This window comes from Lelliottia sp., from assembly GCF_045627565.1.
Classification (GTDB): Bacteria; Pseudomonadota; Gammaproteobacteria; order Enterobacterales; family Enterobacteriaceae; genus Enterobacter.
Window position 1 is genome coordinate 79,732 of the sequence record NZ_JAZQNX010000005.1, and the last position, 16,813, is coordinate 96,544.

The following is a 16,813-nucleotide window of genomic DNA, read 5'->3' on the forward strand; positions in this document are numbered from 1 at the left end:
GGCTGCCATGCAAGAGCAATACCGCCCGGAAGAGATAGAAACAAAAGTCCAGCAACACTGGGACGAGAAGCGTACTTTCGAAGTCACTGAAGACGAGAGCAAAGAGAAGTATTACTGCCTGTCGATGCTTCCCTATCCTTCTGGTCGACTACATATGGGCCACGTGCGTAACTACACCATCGGTGATGTGATCGCGCGCTACCAGCGTATGCTCGGTAAAAACGTCCTGCAACCAATTGGCTGGGATGCGTTTGGTCTTCCAGCTGAAGGCGCGGCCGTGAAAAACAACACGGCCCCTGCGCCGTGGACTTACGACAACATCGCTTACATGAAAAACCAGCTCAAAATGCTGGGCTTCGGTTATGACTGGAGCCGCGAGCTGGCGACCTGCACCCCAGAATATTATCGCTGGGAGCAAAAATTCTTCACTGAGCTGTACAAAAAAGGCCTGGTGTACAAGAAAACCTCTGCAGTGAACTGGTGTCCGAACGACCAGACCGTTCTCGCGAACGAACAGGTTATTGACGGCTGCTGCTGGCGCTGCGATACCAAAGTTGAGCGCAAAGAGATCCCACAGTGGTTCATAAAAATCACCGCTTACGCTGACGAACTGCTGCGCGACCTGGACAATCTGGATCACTGGCCAGACACCGTTAAAACCATGCAGCGCAACTGGATTGGCCGTTCTGAAGGCGTAGAAATCACCTTCAACGTTGAAAACAGCGATCAGAAGCTCACGGTGTATACCACGCGTCCTGACACCTTCATGGGTGCGACTTACCTGGCCGTTGCCGCGGGTCATCCGTTGGCACAGCAGGCTGCTGCGAACAATCCAGCGCTGGCCGCATTCATCGATGAATGCCGCAATACCAAAGTGGCTGAAGCCGATATGGCGACGATGGAGAAAAAAGGCGTTGCGACCGGGTTTAACGCGATTCACCCGCTGACCGGTGAAGCGGTTCCCGTTTGGGCGGCCAACTTTGTGCTGATGGAATACGGCACGGGTGCAGTCATGGCCGTTCCGGGCCACGATCAGCGCGATTACGAATTTGCGACCAAATACGATCTTCCTATTAAGCGCGTAATCAAATCTCCAGAACAAAATGCCTATGAGCATGCACTTGAATTTGGGCTTGGTTCTGCAAAGAATCCTAATGATTTTGAGCCATTAACTCACGATCAACGCGTTGAGTTTCTTGGATTGCTTGCTGCTGAATTAAATAAGCCGTACCTGGAAAAAGACGGTCAAACTTACAATTCAGGAAAATTTGATGGCCTGACCTTTAAAGCCGCATTTGATTCCATTGCCGATGCACTTATTACCAAGGGCGTCGGTGAGCGTAAAGTGAACTATCGTCTGCGCGACTGGGGGGTTTCCCGTCAGCGTTACTGGGGCGCACCGATCCCAATGGTCACCCTGGAAGATGGCACCGTGCTGCCAACGCCAGAAGACCAACTGCCGGTGATTTTGCCAGAAGATGTGGTCATGGACGGTATCAGCAGCCCGATTAAAGCCGATCCTGAGTGGGCGAAAACCACCGTTAACGGTCAGCCCGCGCTGCGTGAGACAGATACGTTCGACACCTTTATGGAGTCATCCTGGTACTACGCGCGCTACACTTGCCCGCAGTATCAGGAAGGTATGCTGGATTCCAAAGCAGCGAACTACTGGCTGCCAGTGGATATTTACATCGGGGGTATTGAACACGCCATCATGCACCTGCTCTACTTCCGCTTCTTCCACAAGTTGATGCGTGATGCGGGTCTGGTTAACTCTGACGAACCAGCAAAACAGCTGCTGTGTCAGGGCATGGTTCTCGCGGATGCGTTCTACTATGTCGGCGTGAACGGTGAGCGTAACTGGGTCTCCCCGGTTGATGCGATCGTTGAGCGTGACGAGAAAGGCCGTATCGTGAAAGCGAAAGACGCGGCGGGCAATGAGCTGGTTTATACCGGCATGAGCAAGATGTCCAAGTCCAAAAACAACGGCATCGACCCGCAGGTCATGGTTGAACGTTACGGTGCAGATACCGTGCGTCTGTTCATGATGTTTGCGTCCCCGGCAGATATGACGCTGGAATGGCAGGAATCTGGCGTAGAAGGCGCGAACCGCTTCCTGAAACGCGTCTGGAAACTGGTCTACGAGCATACGTCTCAGGGCGAAGCGCCAGACCTGAACGTCGGTGCACTGAGCGAAGATCAGCAGGCACTGCGTCGCGATGTTCACAAAACTATCGCAAAAGTAACCGATGATATTGGTCGTCGTCAGACCTTCAATACCGCAATTGCGGCTATTATGGAACTGATGAACAAGCTGGCGAGAGCACCGCAGGAAGGCGAGCAGGATCGTGCCTTGATGCGTGAAGCGCTGTTGGCCGTCGTTCGTATGCTGAACCCGTTCACACCACATGCGTGCTTTACCTTGTGGCAGGAACTGAAAGGCGAAGGCGATATCGATAACGCACCGTGGCCTGTTGCTGATGAGTCAGCGATGGTTGAAAACACCACGCTGGTGGTGGTTCAGGTTAACGGTAAAGTGCGTGGTAAAATTACCGTTGCAGTCGATGCAACTGAAGAACAGGTTCGTGAACGCGCAGGCCAGGAACATCTGGTTGCGAAATACCTTGAGGGCGTTACCGTGCGTAAAGTGATCTACGTACCCGGTAAACTGCTGAATCTGGTCGTTGGCTAAGCGCGGGAGGAAACGTGCGACAACTGGCAACATTACTCTTATCCCTGACGGTGCTTGTCACCGCAGGTTGTGGCTGGCATCTGCGTAACACTACTGCAGTGCCTGAACAAATGAAAACGATGATCTTCGATTCGGGGGACCCAAATGGTCCACTGAGCCGTGCGATTCGTAACCAGCTGCGTCTCAATGGCGTTGAGCTGATTGAGAAGGGAACGCTGCGCCAGGATATTCCATCATTCCGTGTATTAAGCTCTTCACTGAGCAAAGATACCGCGTCCATCTTCCAGGATGGCCGTACAGCGGAATACCAGATGGTGATGTCGGTGAGTGCTGCCGTGCTGATTCCGGGTCGCGACATTTACCCGATCAGTACCAAGGTCTATCGTTCGTTCTTTGATAACCCACAAACTGCGCTGGCAAAAGACGCTGAGCAGCAAATTATCATTAACGAAATGTACGACAAGGCTGCGGAACAGCTGATCCGCAAACTGCCAAGCATCCAGGTCGCGTCAAAAGACACCGACACGGAACATGCCGTTCCACTGGATACCACGCCGCAAGTTACCGGAACGCTGGGTAACTAATGCTACGGTTGTATCCTGAACAACTCCGCGCGCAGCTCAACGAAGGGCTGCGCGCGGCGTATCTGTTACTCGGAAATGATCCGCTTTTGCTCCAGGAAAGTCAGGACGCTGTGCGTCAGGCGGCTGTTTCTCAGGGCTTTGACGAACACCACACTTTCCAGCTTGATAACAGCACCGACTGGCAGACGATCTTTTCGCTTTGTCAGGCGATGAGCCTTTTTGCATCCCGCCAGACGCTCCAGATCCAGCTCCCGGAAAATGGTCCTAATGCGGCCATTCACGAGCAGCTCGCGACGCTGGTGAGCCTGCTGCACCCTGATTTATTGTTGATTGTTCGCGGCAATAAGCTCACCAAAGCGCAGGAAAATGCCGCCTGGTTTACCCAGTTGGCGACCTATTCCGTTCAAGTCACCTGCCAGACGCCTGAACAGGCGCAACTGCCAAAATGGGTTGCGGTTCGGGCAAAACAACTGAATCTCCAGTTGGATGACGCCGCGAATCAGCTGCTTTGTTATTGCTATGAGGGAAACCTGCTGGCACTCGCACAAGCGCTGGATCGGCTGTCGCTCCTGTGGCCAGATGGCAAACTCACCTTACCTCGTGTTGAACAGGCGGTGAACGATGCGGCGCACTTTACCCCGTTCCATTGGGTCGATGCCCTGCTAGCGGCGAAAAGTAAACGCGCGCTGCACATTTTGCAGCAGCTGCGTCTGGAAGGCAGCGAGCCGGTCATATTGCTGCGCACTATCCAGCGCGAATTGTTACTGCTTAACACCTTAAAACGCCAGTCGGCTAACACCCCGCTACGCGCGCTTTTTGATAAACATCGTGTCTGGCAAAACCGTCGGGCGATGACCACCGAAGCGGTCAACCGACTGAGCCACGAACAGCTTCGTCAGGCAGTACAACTTCTGACGCGCGCGGAGCTGACGCTGAAACAGGATTATGGTCAGTCGGTTTGGGCCGAACTGGAAAGCCTCTCGCTGCTGCTGTGTCATAAGGCGCTGGCAGACGTGTTTATTGATGGTTGAGATGAACTCTTTACAGGCACTTTTTGGCGGTACGTTCGATCCTGTCCATTATGGGCATTTGAAACCGGTTGAAATACTGGCGAATCTGATTGGCCTGCAGCGCGTGACAATCATGCCGAATAATGTTCCGCCGCATCGTCCTCAACCCGAAGCCACAAGTGAACAGCGTAAGCACATGCTGGAACTTGCCATCGCGGATAAACCTCTTTTTCAGTTAGACGAGCGGGAACTACGCCGCGATACGCCTTCGTACACTTCGCAAACTCTGATGGAGTGGCGCGCGGAACAAGGCCCAACCCGGCCATTAGGATTCATCATCGGCCAGGATTCATTGCTGAACTTCCCCACCTGGCATCAGTATGAAACCATTCTGCAAAACAGCCATCTCATCGTTTGCCGCCGTCCAGGCTATCCGCTCACGATGAAAGACGAGCAGTATCAGTCATGGCTTGAAGCGCATCTGACGCACAATGCGGACGATTTGCATAATTTGCCAGCCGGTAAGATTTATCTGGCCGAAACGCCATGGTTTGATATCTCTGCTACGTTGATACGTGAACGGCTGCAAAATGCACTTCCCTGCGATGAATTGCTGCCCACGCCAGTGCTTGACTACATCCGCCAGCATGGTTTGTATCAGAAAAGCACAGATGCATCAGGCTAAGCGCGAAAAATCGGCTAATTCGAGGCCGTGCCATTGACAGCCCCTTCCAGGCTGATATCCTCCGCAGCCTGACTTCTGCCAGTCATAGCTTTACAGAAATTGTTTTACAAAAATGGCGATGCATTGTCAGGCCGAGGATGGGATGATACCCGCCTTAAAAATTCCGTCTGGTGACATTTGTCCCGACACAGCCGTCAGTTCAGGTATACTGCCAGGCTACTCACTCATTGCTCAACTTCATTCACCCAGGGGGAAAACTTGCAGGGTAAAGAACTCCAGGATTTTGTTATAGACAAAATTGATGACCTGAAAGGTCAGGACATCATCGCTATCGACGTTCACGGTCGTTCCAGTATCACCGACTGCATGATTATTTGCACCGGTACTTCCACTCGCCACGTTGCCTCTATTGCTGACCACGTTGTTCAGGAATCTCGCGCTGCAGGGCTTATGCCACTGGGTGTGGAAGGCGAAGCCATTGCTGACTGGGTTGTTGTTGACCTCGGCGATGTGATTGTCCATGTCATGCAGGACGAAAGCCGTCGTCTGTATGAGCTGGAAAAACTCTGGGGTTGATGCGTGAAGTTGCAACTGGTAGCCGTCGGCACAAAAATGCCAGACTGGGTACAGACGGGTTTTACTGAATATCTGCGTCGTTTTCCTAAAGACATGCCGTTCGAACTGGTGGAAATTCCAGCAGGAAAACGCGGTAAAAACGCAGATATCAAGCGTATTCTCGATAAAGAGGGTGAGTTGATGCTGGCTGCCGCTGGCAAGAACCGCATCGTGACCCTTGATATCCCAGGCAAACCCTGGGATACGCCGCAGCTGGCGCAAGAACTGGAGCGCTGGAAGCTGGATGGCCGTGACGTCAGCCTGCTGATTGGCGGGCCAGAAGGATTATCCTCAGCCTGTAAAGCGGCCGCAGAACAAAGTTGGTCCCTCTCCGCGCTTACGCTGCCCCACCCGCTTGTCCGGGTTTTGGTGGCGGAAAGTCTCTACCGCGCGTGGAGCATTACTACCAACCACCCTTATCACCGTGAGTAATGATTGACCAGGGCAAATTAAGCAGCGGATGAAACTACAGAATTCTTTTCGCGACTATTCGGCTGAGTCCGCGCTGTTTGTGCGCCGGGCTTTGGTCGCCTTTATCGGGATTTTGCTGCTGACTGGTGTGCTGATCGCCAACCTCTATAATCTGCAAATCGTCCGCTTTACCGACTATCAAACGCGTTCCAACGAAAACCGCATTAAGCTGGTGCCTATCGCGCCTAGCCGCGGCATTATCTACGACCGTAACGGCACGCCGCTGGCGTTAAACCGTACCATCTACCAAATCGAGATGATGCCGGAGAAAGTGGATAATGTGCAGGACGCGCTGGATGCGCTGAAAGGGGTGGTCGACCTCACCGATGATGACATCGCCACCTTCAAGAAAGAGCGCGCACGTTCCCACCGTTTTACTTCGATTCCGGTGAAGACCAATTTGACGGAAGTCCAGGTCGCCCGCTTTGCGGTGAACCAGTATCGCTTCCCGGGTGTTGAGGTTAAGGGCTATAAGCGTCGCTATTATCCTTACGGCTCCGCGCTGACGCACGTCATTGGCTACGTTTCTAAGATTAACGATAAAGACGTTGAGCGCCTGGATAAAGACGGCAAGCTGGCAAACTACGCCGCAACCCACGATATCGGCAAGCTCGGCATCGAACGCTATTATGAAGACGTGCTGCACGGGCAGACGGGCTATGAAGAGGTTGAAGTTAACAACCGCGGTCGCGTTATCCGTCAGCTCAAAGAAGTGCCTCCACAAGCAGGCCACGACGTCTACCTGACGCTCGATCTCAAGCTCCAGCAGTACATTGAAACGCTACTGGCCGGCAGCCGTGCGGCCGTGGTCGTGACCGACCCGCGTAGCGGGGGAATTCTGGCTCTGGTTTCGATGCCAAGCTACGATCCCAATCTGTTTGTTGATGGCATCTCAAGCAAAGAATATTCCGGCTTGTTAAACGATCCGAATACCCCACTGATTAACCGTGCAACGCAAGGCGTCTACCCGCCAGCGTCCACCGTTAAGCCTTACGTCGCCGTCTCGGCGTTGAGTGCGGGCGTGATCAACCGCAATACCAGCCTGTTTGACCCTGGCTGGTGGCAGTTGCCTGGTTCTGAAAAACGTTATCGTGACTGGAAAAAATGGGGTCACGGTCATCTCAATATCACCAAATCGCTGGAAGAGTCGGCGGATACCTTCTTCTACCAGGTGGCCTATGATTTGGGCATCGATCGCCTCTCCGCGTGGATGAGCAAATTTGGTTACGGTCATTACACCGGCATTGACCTGGCGGAAGAGCGCTCAGGGAACATGCCGACACGTGAGTGGAAGCTCAAACGCTTTAAAAAACCGTGGTATCAAGGCGACACCATTCCGGTCGGCATCGGCCAGGGTTACTGGACCGCTACGCCCATTCAGATGAGCAAAGCGATGATGATCCTCATTAACGATGGCGTGGTGAAAGTACCGCACCTGCTGATGAGCACTATCGAAGACGGGAAGCAAGTGCCGTGGTCGCAACCGCATGAAGCCCCTGTGGGCGATATTCATTCCGGTTTCTGGGAAATTGCCAAAGACGGCATGTATGGCGTGGCGAATCGTCCGAACGGCACCGCACATAAATACTTCGCAGGCGCACCGTACAAAGTGGCGGCGAAATCAGGTACCGCGCAGGTCTTTGGCCTGAAGGCGAATGAAACGTATAACGCGCACAAAATCGCTGAACGTCTGCGTGACCATAAGCTCATGACGGCATTTGCGCCTTATGATAATCCGCAGGTTGCGGTAGCGATGATTCTCGAGAACGGCGGTGCTGGCCCGGCAGTCGGGACAATCATGCGCCAAATCCTCGACCATATTATGCTGGGCGATAACAACACCGAGCTACCTGCTGAAACCCCAGCCGCCACCGCAGCGGAGGACCAATAATCATGACGGATAATCCGAACAGAAAATCGCTGTGGGACAAAATCCACATCGACCCGGCGATGCTGCTGATCCTGCTGGCATTGCTGACGTATAGCGCCCTGGTAATCTGGAGCGCCAGCGGTCAGGATATCGGCATGATGGAGCGCAAAATCGGCCAGATCGCGATGGGCCTGGTGATCATGGTAGTAATGGCGCAAATTCCGCCGCGCGTTTACGAAGGCTGGGCGCCCTATCTATACTTTGTCTGTATCATTCTGCTGATCGCTGTCGATGCGTTCGGGGCGATTTCAAAAGGGGCACAGCGCTGGCTGGACCTGGGGATTGTGCGTTTCCAGCCGTCTGAAATTGCCAAAATCGCCGTACCGCTGATGGTGGCCCGCTTTATCAACCGCGACGTCTGCCCGCCCTCGCTGAAAAATACCGCTATCGCGCTGGTGCTGATTTTCTTGCCAACGCTCCTTGTGGCAGCGCAGCCAGACCTGGGGACATCAATTCTCGTCGCATTATCTGGCCTGTTCGTCCTGTTCTTATCCGGGTTGAGCTGGCGGTTGATTGGGATCGCGGTGGTGTTGATCGCCGCCTTTATACCGATACTGTGGTTCTTCCTGATGCACGATTATCAGCGACAGCGTGTCATGATGTTGCTTGATCCGGAAACCGATCCGCTCGGCGCGGGCTATCATATTATTCAGTCAAAGATTGCCATTGGTTCCGGTGGATTGCGGGGTAAAGGCTGGCTACACGGTACTCAGTCGCAGCTTGAATTCTTGCCGGAGCGTCACACGGACTTTATCTTCGCCGTTCTGGCTGAAGAGTTGGGCCTGGTGGGCATTTTGATTTTACTGGGGTTATACCTGCTGCTGATTATGCGTGGCCTGTGGATTGCCGCACATGCGCAAACCACATTCGGGCGCGTCATGGCCGGTGGGTTGATGTTGATTCTGTTCGTATATGTCTTCGTAAATATTGGTATGGTGAGTGGAATTCTGCCCGTCGTTGGCGTGCCGCTCCCGCTGGTAAGCTACGGAGGCTCGGCACTGATCGTCTTGATGGCTGGGTTCGGGATAGTCATGTCTATCCATACCCACAGAAAAATGTTGTCCAAGAGCGTATAAAAATAAGGGGATTGCAATGCGCAAGCAGTGGCTGGGTGTCTGCATCGCAGCAAGTTTACTTGCTGCCTGTTCAAGTGATGATGGTCAACAGCAGGCGACCATAGCGCCGCCGCAGCCTGCGGTTTGTAACGCTCCGGTGGTTGAAATCAGCGGTGCCGATCCGGTTTACGAGCCGCTGAATGCGACTGCAAATCAGGATTACGAGCGCGACGGTAAGCGTTATAAAATCGTTCAGGATCCGTCCCGTTTCAGCCAGGCCGGCTTTGCGGCGATTTATGACGCAGAGCCTGGCAGCAACCAGACTGCATCCGGTGAAGCGTTTGATCCCATGCAAATCACCGCTGCGCATGCGACCTTACCTATCCCAAGTTATGTTCGCGTCACTAACCTCGCCAACGGTCGCATGATTGTGGTGCGTATTAACGACCGCGGACCGTACGGCACTGACCGCGTGATTTCGCTGTCGCGCGCGGCGGCTGACCGTCTAAATACCTCGAACAATACCAAAGTGCGTATCGATCCTATTATTGTCGCGCAGGACGGGACGCTCTCCGGCCCAGGCACGGTGTGTACCACCGTCGCCAAACAGACGTATGCTCTGCCGTCACGCCCGGATTTAAGCGGGGGTATGGGTAGCGCTTCTTCGGCTCCTGAGCCGATGCAGCCTCAGGGCGACGTGCGCGCGATCAGCAACGATACGCTGAAAAGTGACGATACGACTGGCGCCCCTGTAAACAGCAGCGGTTTCCTGGGGGCACCGACCACGCTCGCTTCTGGTGTACTGGAAGGGAGTGAACCCACGCCAGCACCCGTCGTTGCAACACCTGCCGCGCAACCTGCTCCCGTCGTGGCTCCGGTCGCTGCACAGAATACGGCTACCCCAGCCGCAGCCTCTACCGCAGGTGGATTTGTGGTTCAGGTCGGCGCTGTGAGCGATCAGGCACGTGCGCAGCAGTATCAACAACGTCTGACGCAGCAGTTCGACGTTCCGGGTCGTGTGGTGCAAAACGGCGCCGTCTGGCGTATCCAGATGGGCCCATTCGCCAGCAAGTCACAGGCCAGCGCGTTACAGCAACGTCTGCAAAGCGAAGCGCAACTACAGTCGTTTATCGCTGTTGCAAACTAATTAATCGGCGGTATCCGAATTGTCAGCTTGTGTAACCAACGTTCACAAACTCGTGCTGAAAGTCGGATGCCTGCCTGTATAGCTTTTGCTATAGTAAGGCACTTTTTTTAATTCCATCACGGATGTCGTTGTTCTGACCATGAAGACCACTTTCTCCGCTCGTTTTTTGCAGCGCATGGCGCTGACCACGGCCCTTTGCGCAGCAACGCTGTCAGTTGCTCACGCTGATGACCTGAATATCAAAACCATGATCCCTGGCGTTCCGCAAATTGACGCGGAATCTTACATCCTGATCGACTACAACTCTGGCAAAGTGCTGGCTGAAATGAACGCGGATTCACGCCGTGACCCGGCTAGCCTCACCAAGATGATGACCAGCTATGTCATCGGTCAGGCCATGAAAGCGGGCAAGTTCAAAGAGACTGATCTGGTTACCGTGGGTAACGATGCATGGGCTACCGGTAACCCGGTGTTCAAAGGCTCTTCCCTGATGTTCCTGAAACCAGGCATGCAGGTTCCCGTATCGCAGCTAATCCGTGGTATCAACCTCCAATCAGGTAACGATGCCTGTGTTGCGATGGCCGATTTTGCGGCGGGCAGCCAGGATGCGTTCGTTGGCTTGATGAACAGCTACGTTTCCGCGCTGGGTCTGAAAAACAGCCACTTCCAGACCGTTCACGGCCTTGATGCTGAAGGTCAGTACAGTTCTGCGCGTGACATGGCGCTGATTGGTCAGGCACTTATCCGCGACGTTCCCAACGAATACACCATCTATAAAGAAAAAGAATTTACCTTTAACGGTATCCGTCAGACCAACCGTAACGGCTTACTGTGGGATAACAGCCTGAAGGTTGACGGCATCAAAACAGGCCATACCGATAAAGCCGGTTACAACCTGGTGGCGTCCGCAACCGAAGGTCAGATGCGTTTGATCTCCGCCGTGATGGGGGGGCGCACCTTTAAAGGCCGCGAAACCGAAAGCAAAAAACTGCTGACCTGGGGCTTCCGTTTCTTCGAAACCGTGAACCCACTGAAAGCCGGTAAAGAGTTTGCCTCTGAGCCAGTGTGGTTTGGCGACAACGACCGCGCATCGCTGGGTGTTGATAAAGATCTTTACCTGACGATCCCTCGTGGCCGTATGAAAGACCTGAAAGCCAGCTACGTGCTCAACACCAGTGAACTCCACGCGCCACTGAAGAAGAACCAGGTTGTAGGTACCATCAACTTCCAGCTGGATGGGAAAACCATCGATCAGCGCCCTCTGGTTGTTCTTGACGAAATTCCTGAAGGCAATTTCTTCGGTAAAATCATTGATTACATTAAATTGATGTTCCATCACTGGTTTGGCTAATAATTGAACACTTGAAAGTGTGATTTCCATCCCCATATACTAGGTATCCAGATAACTCCCACCCGTTGTGGGAGTTATTATTTTTGATGTACTGCCGGAGCTGACATGAAAACCAAACTTAACGAACTGCTTGAATTCCCAACCTCATTTACTTACAAAGTAATGGGTCAGGCATTGCCGGAGCTGGTTGACCAGGTGGTTGAAGTGGTACAGCGCCATGCGCCAGGTGACTACTCTCCGACGGTAAAACCGAGCAGCAAAGGCAACTACCATTCCGTTTCAATTACCATTACTGCCACGCATATTGAGCAGGTTGAGACGCTGTACGAAGAGCTTGGTAATATCGACATCGTACGTATGGTGCTGTAATCCCCGTGGTTACCCGCTTTGCCGGGTAACCCACTTTAGCCTCTGTGATATACTCCCCACACCCTTTTGTCGCTACATCCCCGGAGTTGCTGTTTTGTATCAGGATAAAATTCTTGTCCGCTATCTCGGGCTGCAACCCTATGAGCCTGTCTCTCAGGCCATGCATGATTTCACCGATTCTCGCAATGACCACACGCCAGACGAAATCTGGCTGGTAGAGCATCATCCCGTTTTCACTCAAGGCCAGGCTGGAAAAGCAGAGCACATATTGGTTCCAGGTGACATTCCTGTTATCCAAAGTGATCGCGGCGGGCAAGTGACCTATCACGGACCTGGTCAGCAGGTCATGTACGTTCTCCTGAATCTGAAGCGTCGTAAGCTGGGTGTCCGCGAATTGGTCACATTGCTGGAACAAACCGTGGTTGATACGTTGGCTGAGTATGGTATTGACGCTCATCCGCGTGCCAATGCGCCGGGGGTGTATGTCGGTGAGATGAAGATCTGCTCGTTGGGTTTGCGAATCAGAAAAGGGTCCTCATTTCATGGGCTTGCGCTTAATATCAACATGGATCTCTCCCCCTTCCTGCGCATCAATCCTTGCGGTTATGCCGGAATGGAAATGACCCAAATGTGTCAGTGGGTAGAAACCGCCACACCGGGTATTATTGGCCCCCTCCTGGTGAGTAAACTTTTAGCGCTGCTAAACAATCCACCGCACGAATATATTCCCGCTTAATATATAATACATGATGGCCTCTTTATTTAGTCGGCCATCGCGTATTTGCCGCTTTTCAGCTTTACAATAATCCGCAGATTCTATATTTTCGAAGCGCTTGAACGAGTGGAACTAATTTCATCATTTTTTATTCAGTAAATGAATATTTACTGAATAAATGGTCATCATTTGATCGGTAATTCTGCAACTGATTGATTTTGATAAACAAGTGGAATCCGCAAAACACTTTAAAAATCACTACAAGCATAATATATAAATTCAACTATCATTCATATTGTGAATGAATACGGAGTGACAGCGTGGATTATAATAATTTACCAGCTAAACGACTGATTGATCCCGGCGGACAAGACAAGCCGCAAGTTTTTCGGACTTTACGCAATATTGACCTCAATTTATTAACGATCTTTGAGGCAGTATATGTCCATAAGGGTATCGTTAATGCTGCGAAAATTCTTAATCTCACCCCGTCGGCAATTAGTCAGTCCATCCAAAAATTGCGTGCTATTTTTCCTGACCCTCTTTTTATACGTAAAGGTCAGGGAGTCACGCCCACTGCGTATGCCACTCACCTGCATGAGTACATTAGCCAGGGGCTGGAGTCGATTCTCGGCGCACTGGATCTGACCGGAAGTTATGATAAGCAACGGACCATTACCATTGGCACCTCCCCTTCGGTAGGTGCGCTGGTCTTGCCCACGATTTATCAGGCAGTCAAACGTGAAGCGCCGCAATTATTGCTGCGAAATATTCAGGTTAATGACACCGAAACGCAGCTTGCTCAGTTCCAGACGGACCTGATCATCGACAGCAACTCTTTCGGCTCGCGCGCCCTGGCTCACAGTGTCCTTTATGCCGATGGATTGCTGCTGGTTTGCCGCAAAAATCATCCTGCGCTAAGCCAGACCGCGACCATGGACAATTTGCGCGACTATGAATACGCTTTATTCATGAATGATGGGCATAATCTAAACCATCTTCGCCAGCGTATTAACGATCTGTTCCCGGATCGCCAGATTAGCTTTAGCAGTTACAATATGTTCACGATTGCCGCGCTGATTGGGAGCAGCGATTTGATTACCATCATGCCTGCGCGACTGTACAATCTGCTGCGCCACTGTTGGCCGCTCGAGCAAATTCCTTTCGCGCCTCTAAATGCAGAATCCATCGAGATCTCACTGCATTACAACAAGCTCAGCCTTCGCGATCCGGTGCTGGAAAATGTTATCAACATTGTCCGCCAGGCTTTTTGAGGATCCGCCCAACACACGGCCTGCCCCAATAGGGGCAAAGGCACAAAACAACAACTATTTTACAATTTGGCGACCTCACAGGCTGCTTTATCGTCCGTATCAATGATATACTGCCTGTCGTTCGTTCAAAAATAGTTGATAAATACAACATTCCCTTGAATTGAAACGCTTTCCCTCGATTTCGCAACTGGAACACGCACGCTATGAGTAAACCCATTGTGATGGAACGCGGTGTTAAGTACCGCGACGCCGATAAAATGGCCCTTATCCCGGTTAAAAACGTGGTTACGGAGCGCGAAGCGCTGTTAAGAAAACCGGAATGGATGAAAATCAAACTTCCGGCTGACTCTTCACGCATTCAGGGTATCAAAGCGGCGATGCGTAAGAATGGCCTTCATTCTGTATGTGAAGAAGCCTCTTGCCCTAACCTTGCGGAATGTTTCAACCACGGTACCGCCACCTTCATGATCCTGGGAGCTATCTGCACCCGTCGCTGCCCGTTCTGCGATGTGGCGCATGGTCGTCCAGTCGCGCCCGACGCCAACGAACCGCTAAAGCTGGCTCAGACCATTGCTGACATGGCGCTTCGCTACGTGGTGATTACCTCCGTTGACCGTGACGATCTCCGTGATGGTGGCGCGCAGCACTTTGCAGATTGTATCAGTGCCATTCGCGAGAAAAGTCCAAGCATCAAGATTGAAACGTTGGTCCCTGATTTCCGTGGTCGTATGGATCGTGCGCTGGAGATTCTCACCGCGACGCCACCAGATGTGTTTAACCACAACCTGGAAAACGTTCCACGCGTTTATCGTCAGGTACGACCAGGCGCTGACTACAACTGGTCCTTGAAGCTGCTGGAGCGCTTTAAAGAAGCACATCCGCATATTCCGACCAAATCAGGTCTGATGGTCGGCTTGGGCGAAACCAACGCTGAAATTATCGAAGTCATGCGCGACCTGCGTCGCCATGGCGTAACCATGCTGACCCTGGGCCAATATCTGCAGCCAAGCCGCCACCACTTGCCGGTTCAGCGTTATGTTAGCCCTGATGAGTTTGATGAGATGAAAGCCGAAGCGATGGCGATGGGCTTTACCCACGCAGCCTGCGGCCCGTTTGTTCGCTCGTCTTACCATGCTGATATGCAGGCGAAAGGCGAAGAAGTAAAGTAACAAGTTATTACACTTCACCCATAAAAAAACCGGCTTTTAAGCCGGTTTTTTTCTTTCCGAATGCCTGGAAAGATTTTGCCATTACTCTTTGTGCGAGAGCTTTTCCGCCGTAACGTCGCCATCTGCGGTTTTCTTCGCATTAGCATCGTCATCATTCATCGCTTTTTTGAAGCCTTTAATGGCCGTACCCAGGTCTCCGCCCAGCGTACGTAACTTCTTGGTACCAAACAGCAGAACAACCAGCGCCGCGACCACCAGCAGTTTGGTAATACTAATCTCACCCATAGATACCTTCTTTCACTGAAAACAGGCTGCATACTGCGCCAAAAAACCTGATCTAATTAACGGACATTCGACGCGCGGACACAATAGCAATCTGTAACAAGGTGAATCAAGCACTGATGAAAAAAACGTCATAATAATTGCGGTGGCGCAAACCGTCTGTTGCGTAGCACCGGTAATTGTCGACGCGCGAGTGCGATTCGCTCGCGGTCAATCTCCGCCATCACAAGCGCGGGTGCCTCGCCTGCCGCCGCGATAGTCACCCCGAGCGGATCAACCACACGGCTTTGCCCGATGTTCTTATTGCCGCACTCTCCAGACGCCACCACATAGCAGGTTGTATCCAGCGCCCGCGCGGTGAGCAATGTTGCCCAATGATGCTCTTTAAGCGGGCCTTTCACCCATGCCGCAGGCAGAACCAATGCGTCAGCCCCTGCCAGGGCAAGATTCAACGCCATCTCCGGGAAACGTAAATCGTAGCAAGTCATCAATCCAAATCGGATGCCGTCGATCTCAATCAGCGGCGGCATTTGATTCCCGGGGTCAACCAGTCGGGATTCCTGAATATTGAACGCATCATAGAGATGGATTTTTGCATAGTGCGCAATGATTTTCCCTTCACGCAAAACGACAAGCGTGTTCTCAGCTCTGCCCTGAGTCGTCGGAACGTGGACCGTTAAAATCGTGGTGAGTCTGTTACTTTTGCTCTCCGCCAGCAACAGCGTCAAAAAAGCACCGTCCAGCCGCTGCGCAGACTTAACGGAGAGATCAGGATCGTTATCATCACGCGCCAAAAGGGCTTCAGGCAGCACCAGCAATGCAGCGCCCTGGCTTGCCGACTGCGCCATCAATGCGACACAGAGACGCGCATTTTCATGCCAGTCTGCCGTTACAGCGAACTGCCCAACTGCAACAATCATATTTATCCCCTAAGTTAATTAGCGCTACACTTGGCCCTTACTACATCAAATAGCAGGAACTGACCGTGTTACAACTCCTTTTAGCGGTTTTTATTGGTGGTGGGACAGGTAGCGTAGCGCGATGGTTTCTCAGCATGCGCTTTAACCCTATGCATCAGGCCATTCCATTGGGGACGCTTACGGCAAACCTGATAGGCGCCTTTATCATTGGAATGGGGCTGGCCTGGTTTAATCGAATGACCCATATCGACCCGATGTGGAAGCTGCTGATCACCACCGGATTCTGCGGAGGCCTGACGACCTTTTCAACCTTCTCTGCCGAAGTGGTTTTTTTGTTGCAGGATGGTCGCATAAACTGGGCGCTGGCAAACATTGCCGTCAATATGCTGGGTTCGTTTGCGATGACGGCGCTCGCATTTTGGTTATTTTCCGCCGCAAGCGCGCACTAAACACAATCGCATTAATGTTGGCTTAATTTTTCTCTGTCACACTTGTCGCAATATTGATTGAGGGTGATGGCATGAAAGAAAATTTGATGAGCGCG

General features: G+C 52.3%; 17 protein-coding genes. 15 read left to right on the forward strand and 2 right to left on the reverse strand.

Features of this window, described 5'->3' with window-relative positions; translation table 11 throughout:
• The first annotated feature begins 7 nt into the window (after positions 1 to 7).
• The 14 genes from leuS to lipA all read left to right on the forward strand — a co-directional run bounded on the left by leuS (position 8) and on the right by lipA (position 15,067).
• The gene (leuS, locus tag ACKI5T_RS02885) at positions 8 to 2,692 is read left to right on the forward strand and encodes a leucine--tRNA ligase (RefSeq protein ID WP_407435387.1); all 2,685 of its coding nucleotides are present in this window, start codon (positions 8 to 10) and stop codon (positions 2,690 to 2,692) included.
• Positions 2,693 to 2,706: 14 nt separating this feature from the next.
• Complete coding sequence (lptE, locus tag ACKI5T_RS02890) at positions 2,707 to 3,276, forward strand: LPS assembly lipoprotein LptE (protein ID WP_059178657.1); 570 nt, start codon at positions 2,707 to 2,709, stop codon at positions 3,274 to 3,276.
• Positions 3,276 to 4,307, forward strand: a complete 1,032-nt coding sequence (gene holA / locus ACKI5T_RS02895; RefSeq protein WP_407435389.1) for a DNA polymerase III subunit delta — start codon at positions 3,276 to 3,278, stop codon at positions 4,305 to 4,307. Before lptE ends, holA begins: the two co-directional genes overlap by 1 nt.
• Positions 4,300 to 4,971: a nicotinate-nucleotide adenylyltransferase gene (nadD, locus tag ACKI5T_RS02900; RefSeq protein WP_407435391.1), complete on the forward strand. Its 672-nt coding sequence runs from the start codon at positions 4,300 to 4,302 to the stop codon at positions 4,969 to 4,971. The genes holA and nadD overlap by 8 nt, the downstream gene beginning before the upstream one ends.
• A gap of 258 nt (positions 4,972 to 5,229) precedes the next feature.
• Positions 5,230 to 5,547 carry a ribosome silencing factor gene (gene rsfS, locus ACKI5T_RS02905; RefSeq protein WP_012016572.1) on the forward strand — a complete coding sequence of 106 codons (318 nt, stop codon included), beginning with the start codon at positions 5,230 to 5,232 and terminating at the stop codon, positions 5,545 to 5,547.
• Positions 5,548 to 5,550: 3 nt separating this feature from the next.
• Positions 5,551 to 6,018, forward strand: coding sequence for a 23S rRNA (pseudouridine(1915)-N(3))-methyltransferase RlmH (rlmH, locus tag ACKI5T_RS02910; protein WP_012016571.1), 468 nt, complete (start codon positions 5,551 to 5,553; stop codon positions 6,016 to 6,018).
• Between the two features lie 28 nt (positions 6,019 to 6,046).
• On the forward strand, positions 6,047 to 7,948 hold the full coding sequence (gene mrdA / locus ACKI5T_RS02915; RefSeq protein ID WP_407435394.1) for a peptidoglycan DD-transpeptidase MrdA: 1,902 nt from the start codon (positions 6,047 to 6,049) through the stop codon (positions 7,946 to 7,948).
• Between the two features lie 2 nt (positions 7,949 to 7,950).
• On the forward strand, positions 7,951 to 9,063 hold the full coding sequence (gene mrdB, locus ACKI5T_RS02920; protein WP_012016569.1) for a peptidoglycan glycosyltransferase MrdB: 1,113 nt from the start codon (positions 7,951 to 7,953) through the stop codon (positions 9,061 to 9,063).
• 16 nt (positions 9,064 to 9,079) lie between these two features.
• Positions 9,080 to 10,189: an endolytic peptidoglycan transglycosylase RlpA gene (gene rlpA, locus ACKI5T_RS02925; protein ID WP_407435396.1), complete on the forward strand. Its 1,110-nt coding sequence runs from the start codon at positions 9,080 to 9,082 to the stop codon at positions 10,187 to 10,189.
• Between the two features lie 139 nt (positions 10,190 to 10,328).
• A complete protein-coding gene (gene dacA / locus ACKI5T_RS02930; RefSeq protein WP_012016567.1) occupies positions 10,329 to 11,540 on the forward strand; it encodes a D-alanyl-D-alanine carboxypeptidase DacA in 1,212 nt (403 codons plus the stop codon).
• Between the two features lie 105 nt (positions 11,541 to 11,645).
• A complete protein-coding gene (gene ybeD / locus ACKI5T_RS02935) occupies positions 11,646 to 11,909 on the forward strand; it encodes a DUF493 family protein YbeD (protein ID WP_012016566.1) in 264 nt (87 codons plus the stop codon).
• Positions 11,910 to 12,003: 94 nt separating this feature from the next.
• Complete coding sequence (lipB, locus tag ACKI5T_RS02940; RefSeq protein WP_407435399.1) at positions 12,004 to 12,645, forward strand: lipoyl(octanoyl) transferase LipB; 642 nt, start codon at positions 12,004 to 12,006, stop codon at positions 12,643 to 12,645.
• Positions 12,646 to 12,944: 299 nt separating this feature from the next.
• Positions 12,945 to 13,898: a YbeF family transcriptional regulator gene (locus ACKI5T_RS02945; protein WP_407435401.1), complete on the forward strand. Its 954-nt coding sequence runs from the start codon at positions 12,945 to 12,947 to the stop codon at positions 13,896 to 13,898.
• A 203-nt stretch (positions 13,899 to 14,101) separates the two neighbouring features.
• Positions 14,102 to 15,067: a lipoyl synthase gene (lipA, locus tag ACKI5T_RS02950; RefSeq protein WP_012016563.1), complete on the forward strand. Its 966-nt coding sequence runs from the start codon at positions 14,102 to 14,104 to the stop codon at positions 15,065 to 15,067.
• An 81-nt stretch (positions 15,068 to 15,148) separates the two neighbouring features.
• Here lipA and tatE read toward each other — a convergent pair whose 3' ends face one another.
• Both tatE and ACKI5T_RS02960 read right to left on the reverse strand, forming a co-directional pair.
• Positions 15,149 to 15,352, reverse strand: coding sequence for a twin-arginine translocase subunit TatE (gene tatE, locus ACKI5T_RS02955; RefSeq protein WP_012016562.1), 204 nt, complete (start codon positions 15,350 to 15,352; stop codon positions 15,149 to 15,151).
• A 128-nt stretch (positions 15,353 to 15,480) separates the two neighbouring features.
• On the reverse strand, positions 15,481 to 16,269 hold the full coding sequence (locus ACKI5T_RS02960) for a deaminated glutathione amidase (RefSeq protein ID WP_407435404.1): 789 nt from the start codon (positions 16,267 to 16,269) through the stop codon (positions 15,481 to 15,483).
• A gap of 65 nt (positions 16,270 to 16,334) precedes the next feature.
• Between ACKI5T_RS02960 and crcB the strand changes: the two genes are divergently transcribed.
• On the forward strand, positions 16,335 to 16,718 hold the full coding sequence (gene crcB / locus ACKI5T_RS02965) for a fluoride efflux transporter CrcB (protein ID WP_235135079.1): 384 nt from the start codon (positions 16,335 to 16,337) through the stop codon (positions 16,716 to 16,718).
• Positions 16,719 to 16,813 lie beyond the last annotated feature (95 nt).

Excerpts from the sequence above, each read along its gene's own strand:
- leuS (WP_407435387.1), top strand. The coding sequence starts at position 8 with ATGCAAGAGCAATACCGCCCGGAAGAGATAGAAACAAAAGTCCAGCAA.
- holA (WP_407435389.1), top strand. The coding sequence starts at position 3,276 with ATGCTACGGTTGTATCCTGAACAACTCCGCGCGCAGCTCAACGAAGGG.
- nadD (WP_407435391.1), top strand. The coding sequence starts at position 4,300 with ATGGTTGAGATGAACTCTTTACAGGCACTTTTTGGCGGTACGTTCGAT.
- mrdA (WP_407435394.1), top strand. The coding sequence starts at position 6,047 with ATGAAACTACAGAATTCTTTTCGCGACTATTCGGCTGAGTCCGCGCTG.
- mrdB (WP_012016569.1), top strand. The coding sequence starts at position 7,951 with ATGACGGATAATCCGAACAGAAAATCGCTGTGGGACAAAATCCACATC.
- rlpA (WP_407435396.1), top strand. The coding sequence starts at position 9,080 with ATGCGCAAGCAGTGGCTGGGTGTCTGCATCGCAGCAAGTTTACTTGCT.
- dacA (WP_012016567.1), top strand. The coding sequence starts at position 10,329 with ATGAAGACCACTTTCTCCGCTCGTTTTTTGCAGCGCATGGCGCTGACC.
- ybeD (WP_012016566.1), top strand. The coding sequence starts at position 11,646 with ATGAAAACCAAACTTAACGAACTGCTTGAATTCCCAACCTCATTTACT.
- lipA (WP_012016563.1), top strand. The coding sequence starts at position 14,102 with ATGAGTAAACCCATTGTGATGGAACGCGGTGTTAAGTACCGCGACGCC.
- tatE (WP_012016562.1), bottom strand. The coding sequence starts at position 15,352 with ATGGGTGAGATTAGTATTACCAAACTGCTGGTGGTCGCGGCGCTGGTT.
- ACKI5T_RS02960 (WP_407435404.1), bottom strand. The coding sequence starts at position 16,269 with ATGATTGTTGCAGTTGGGCAGTTCGCTGTAACGGCAGACTGGCATGAA.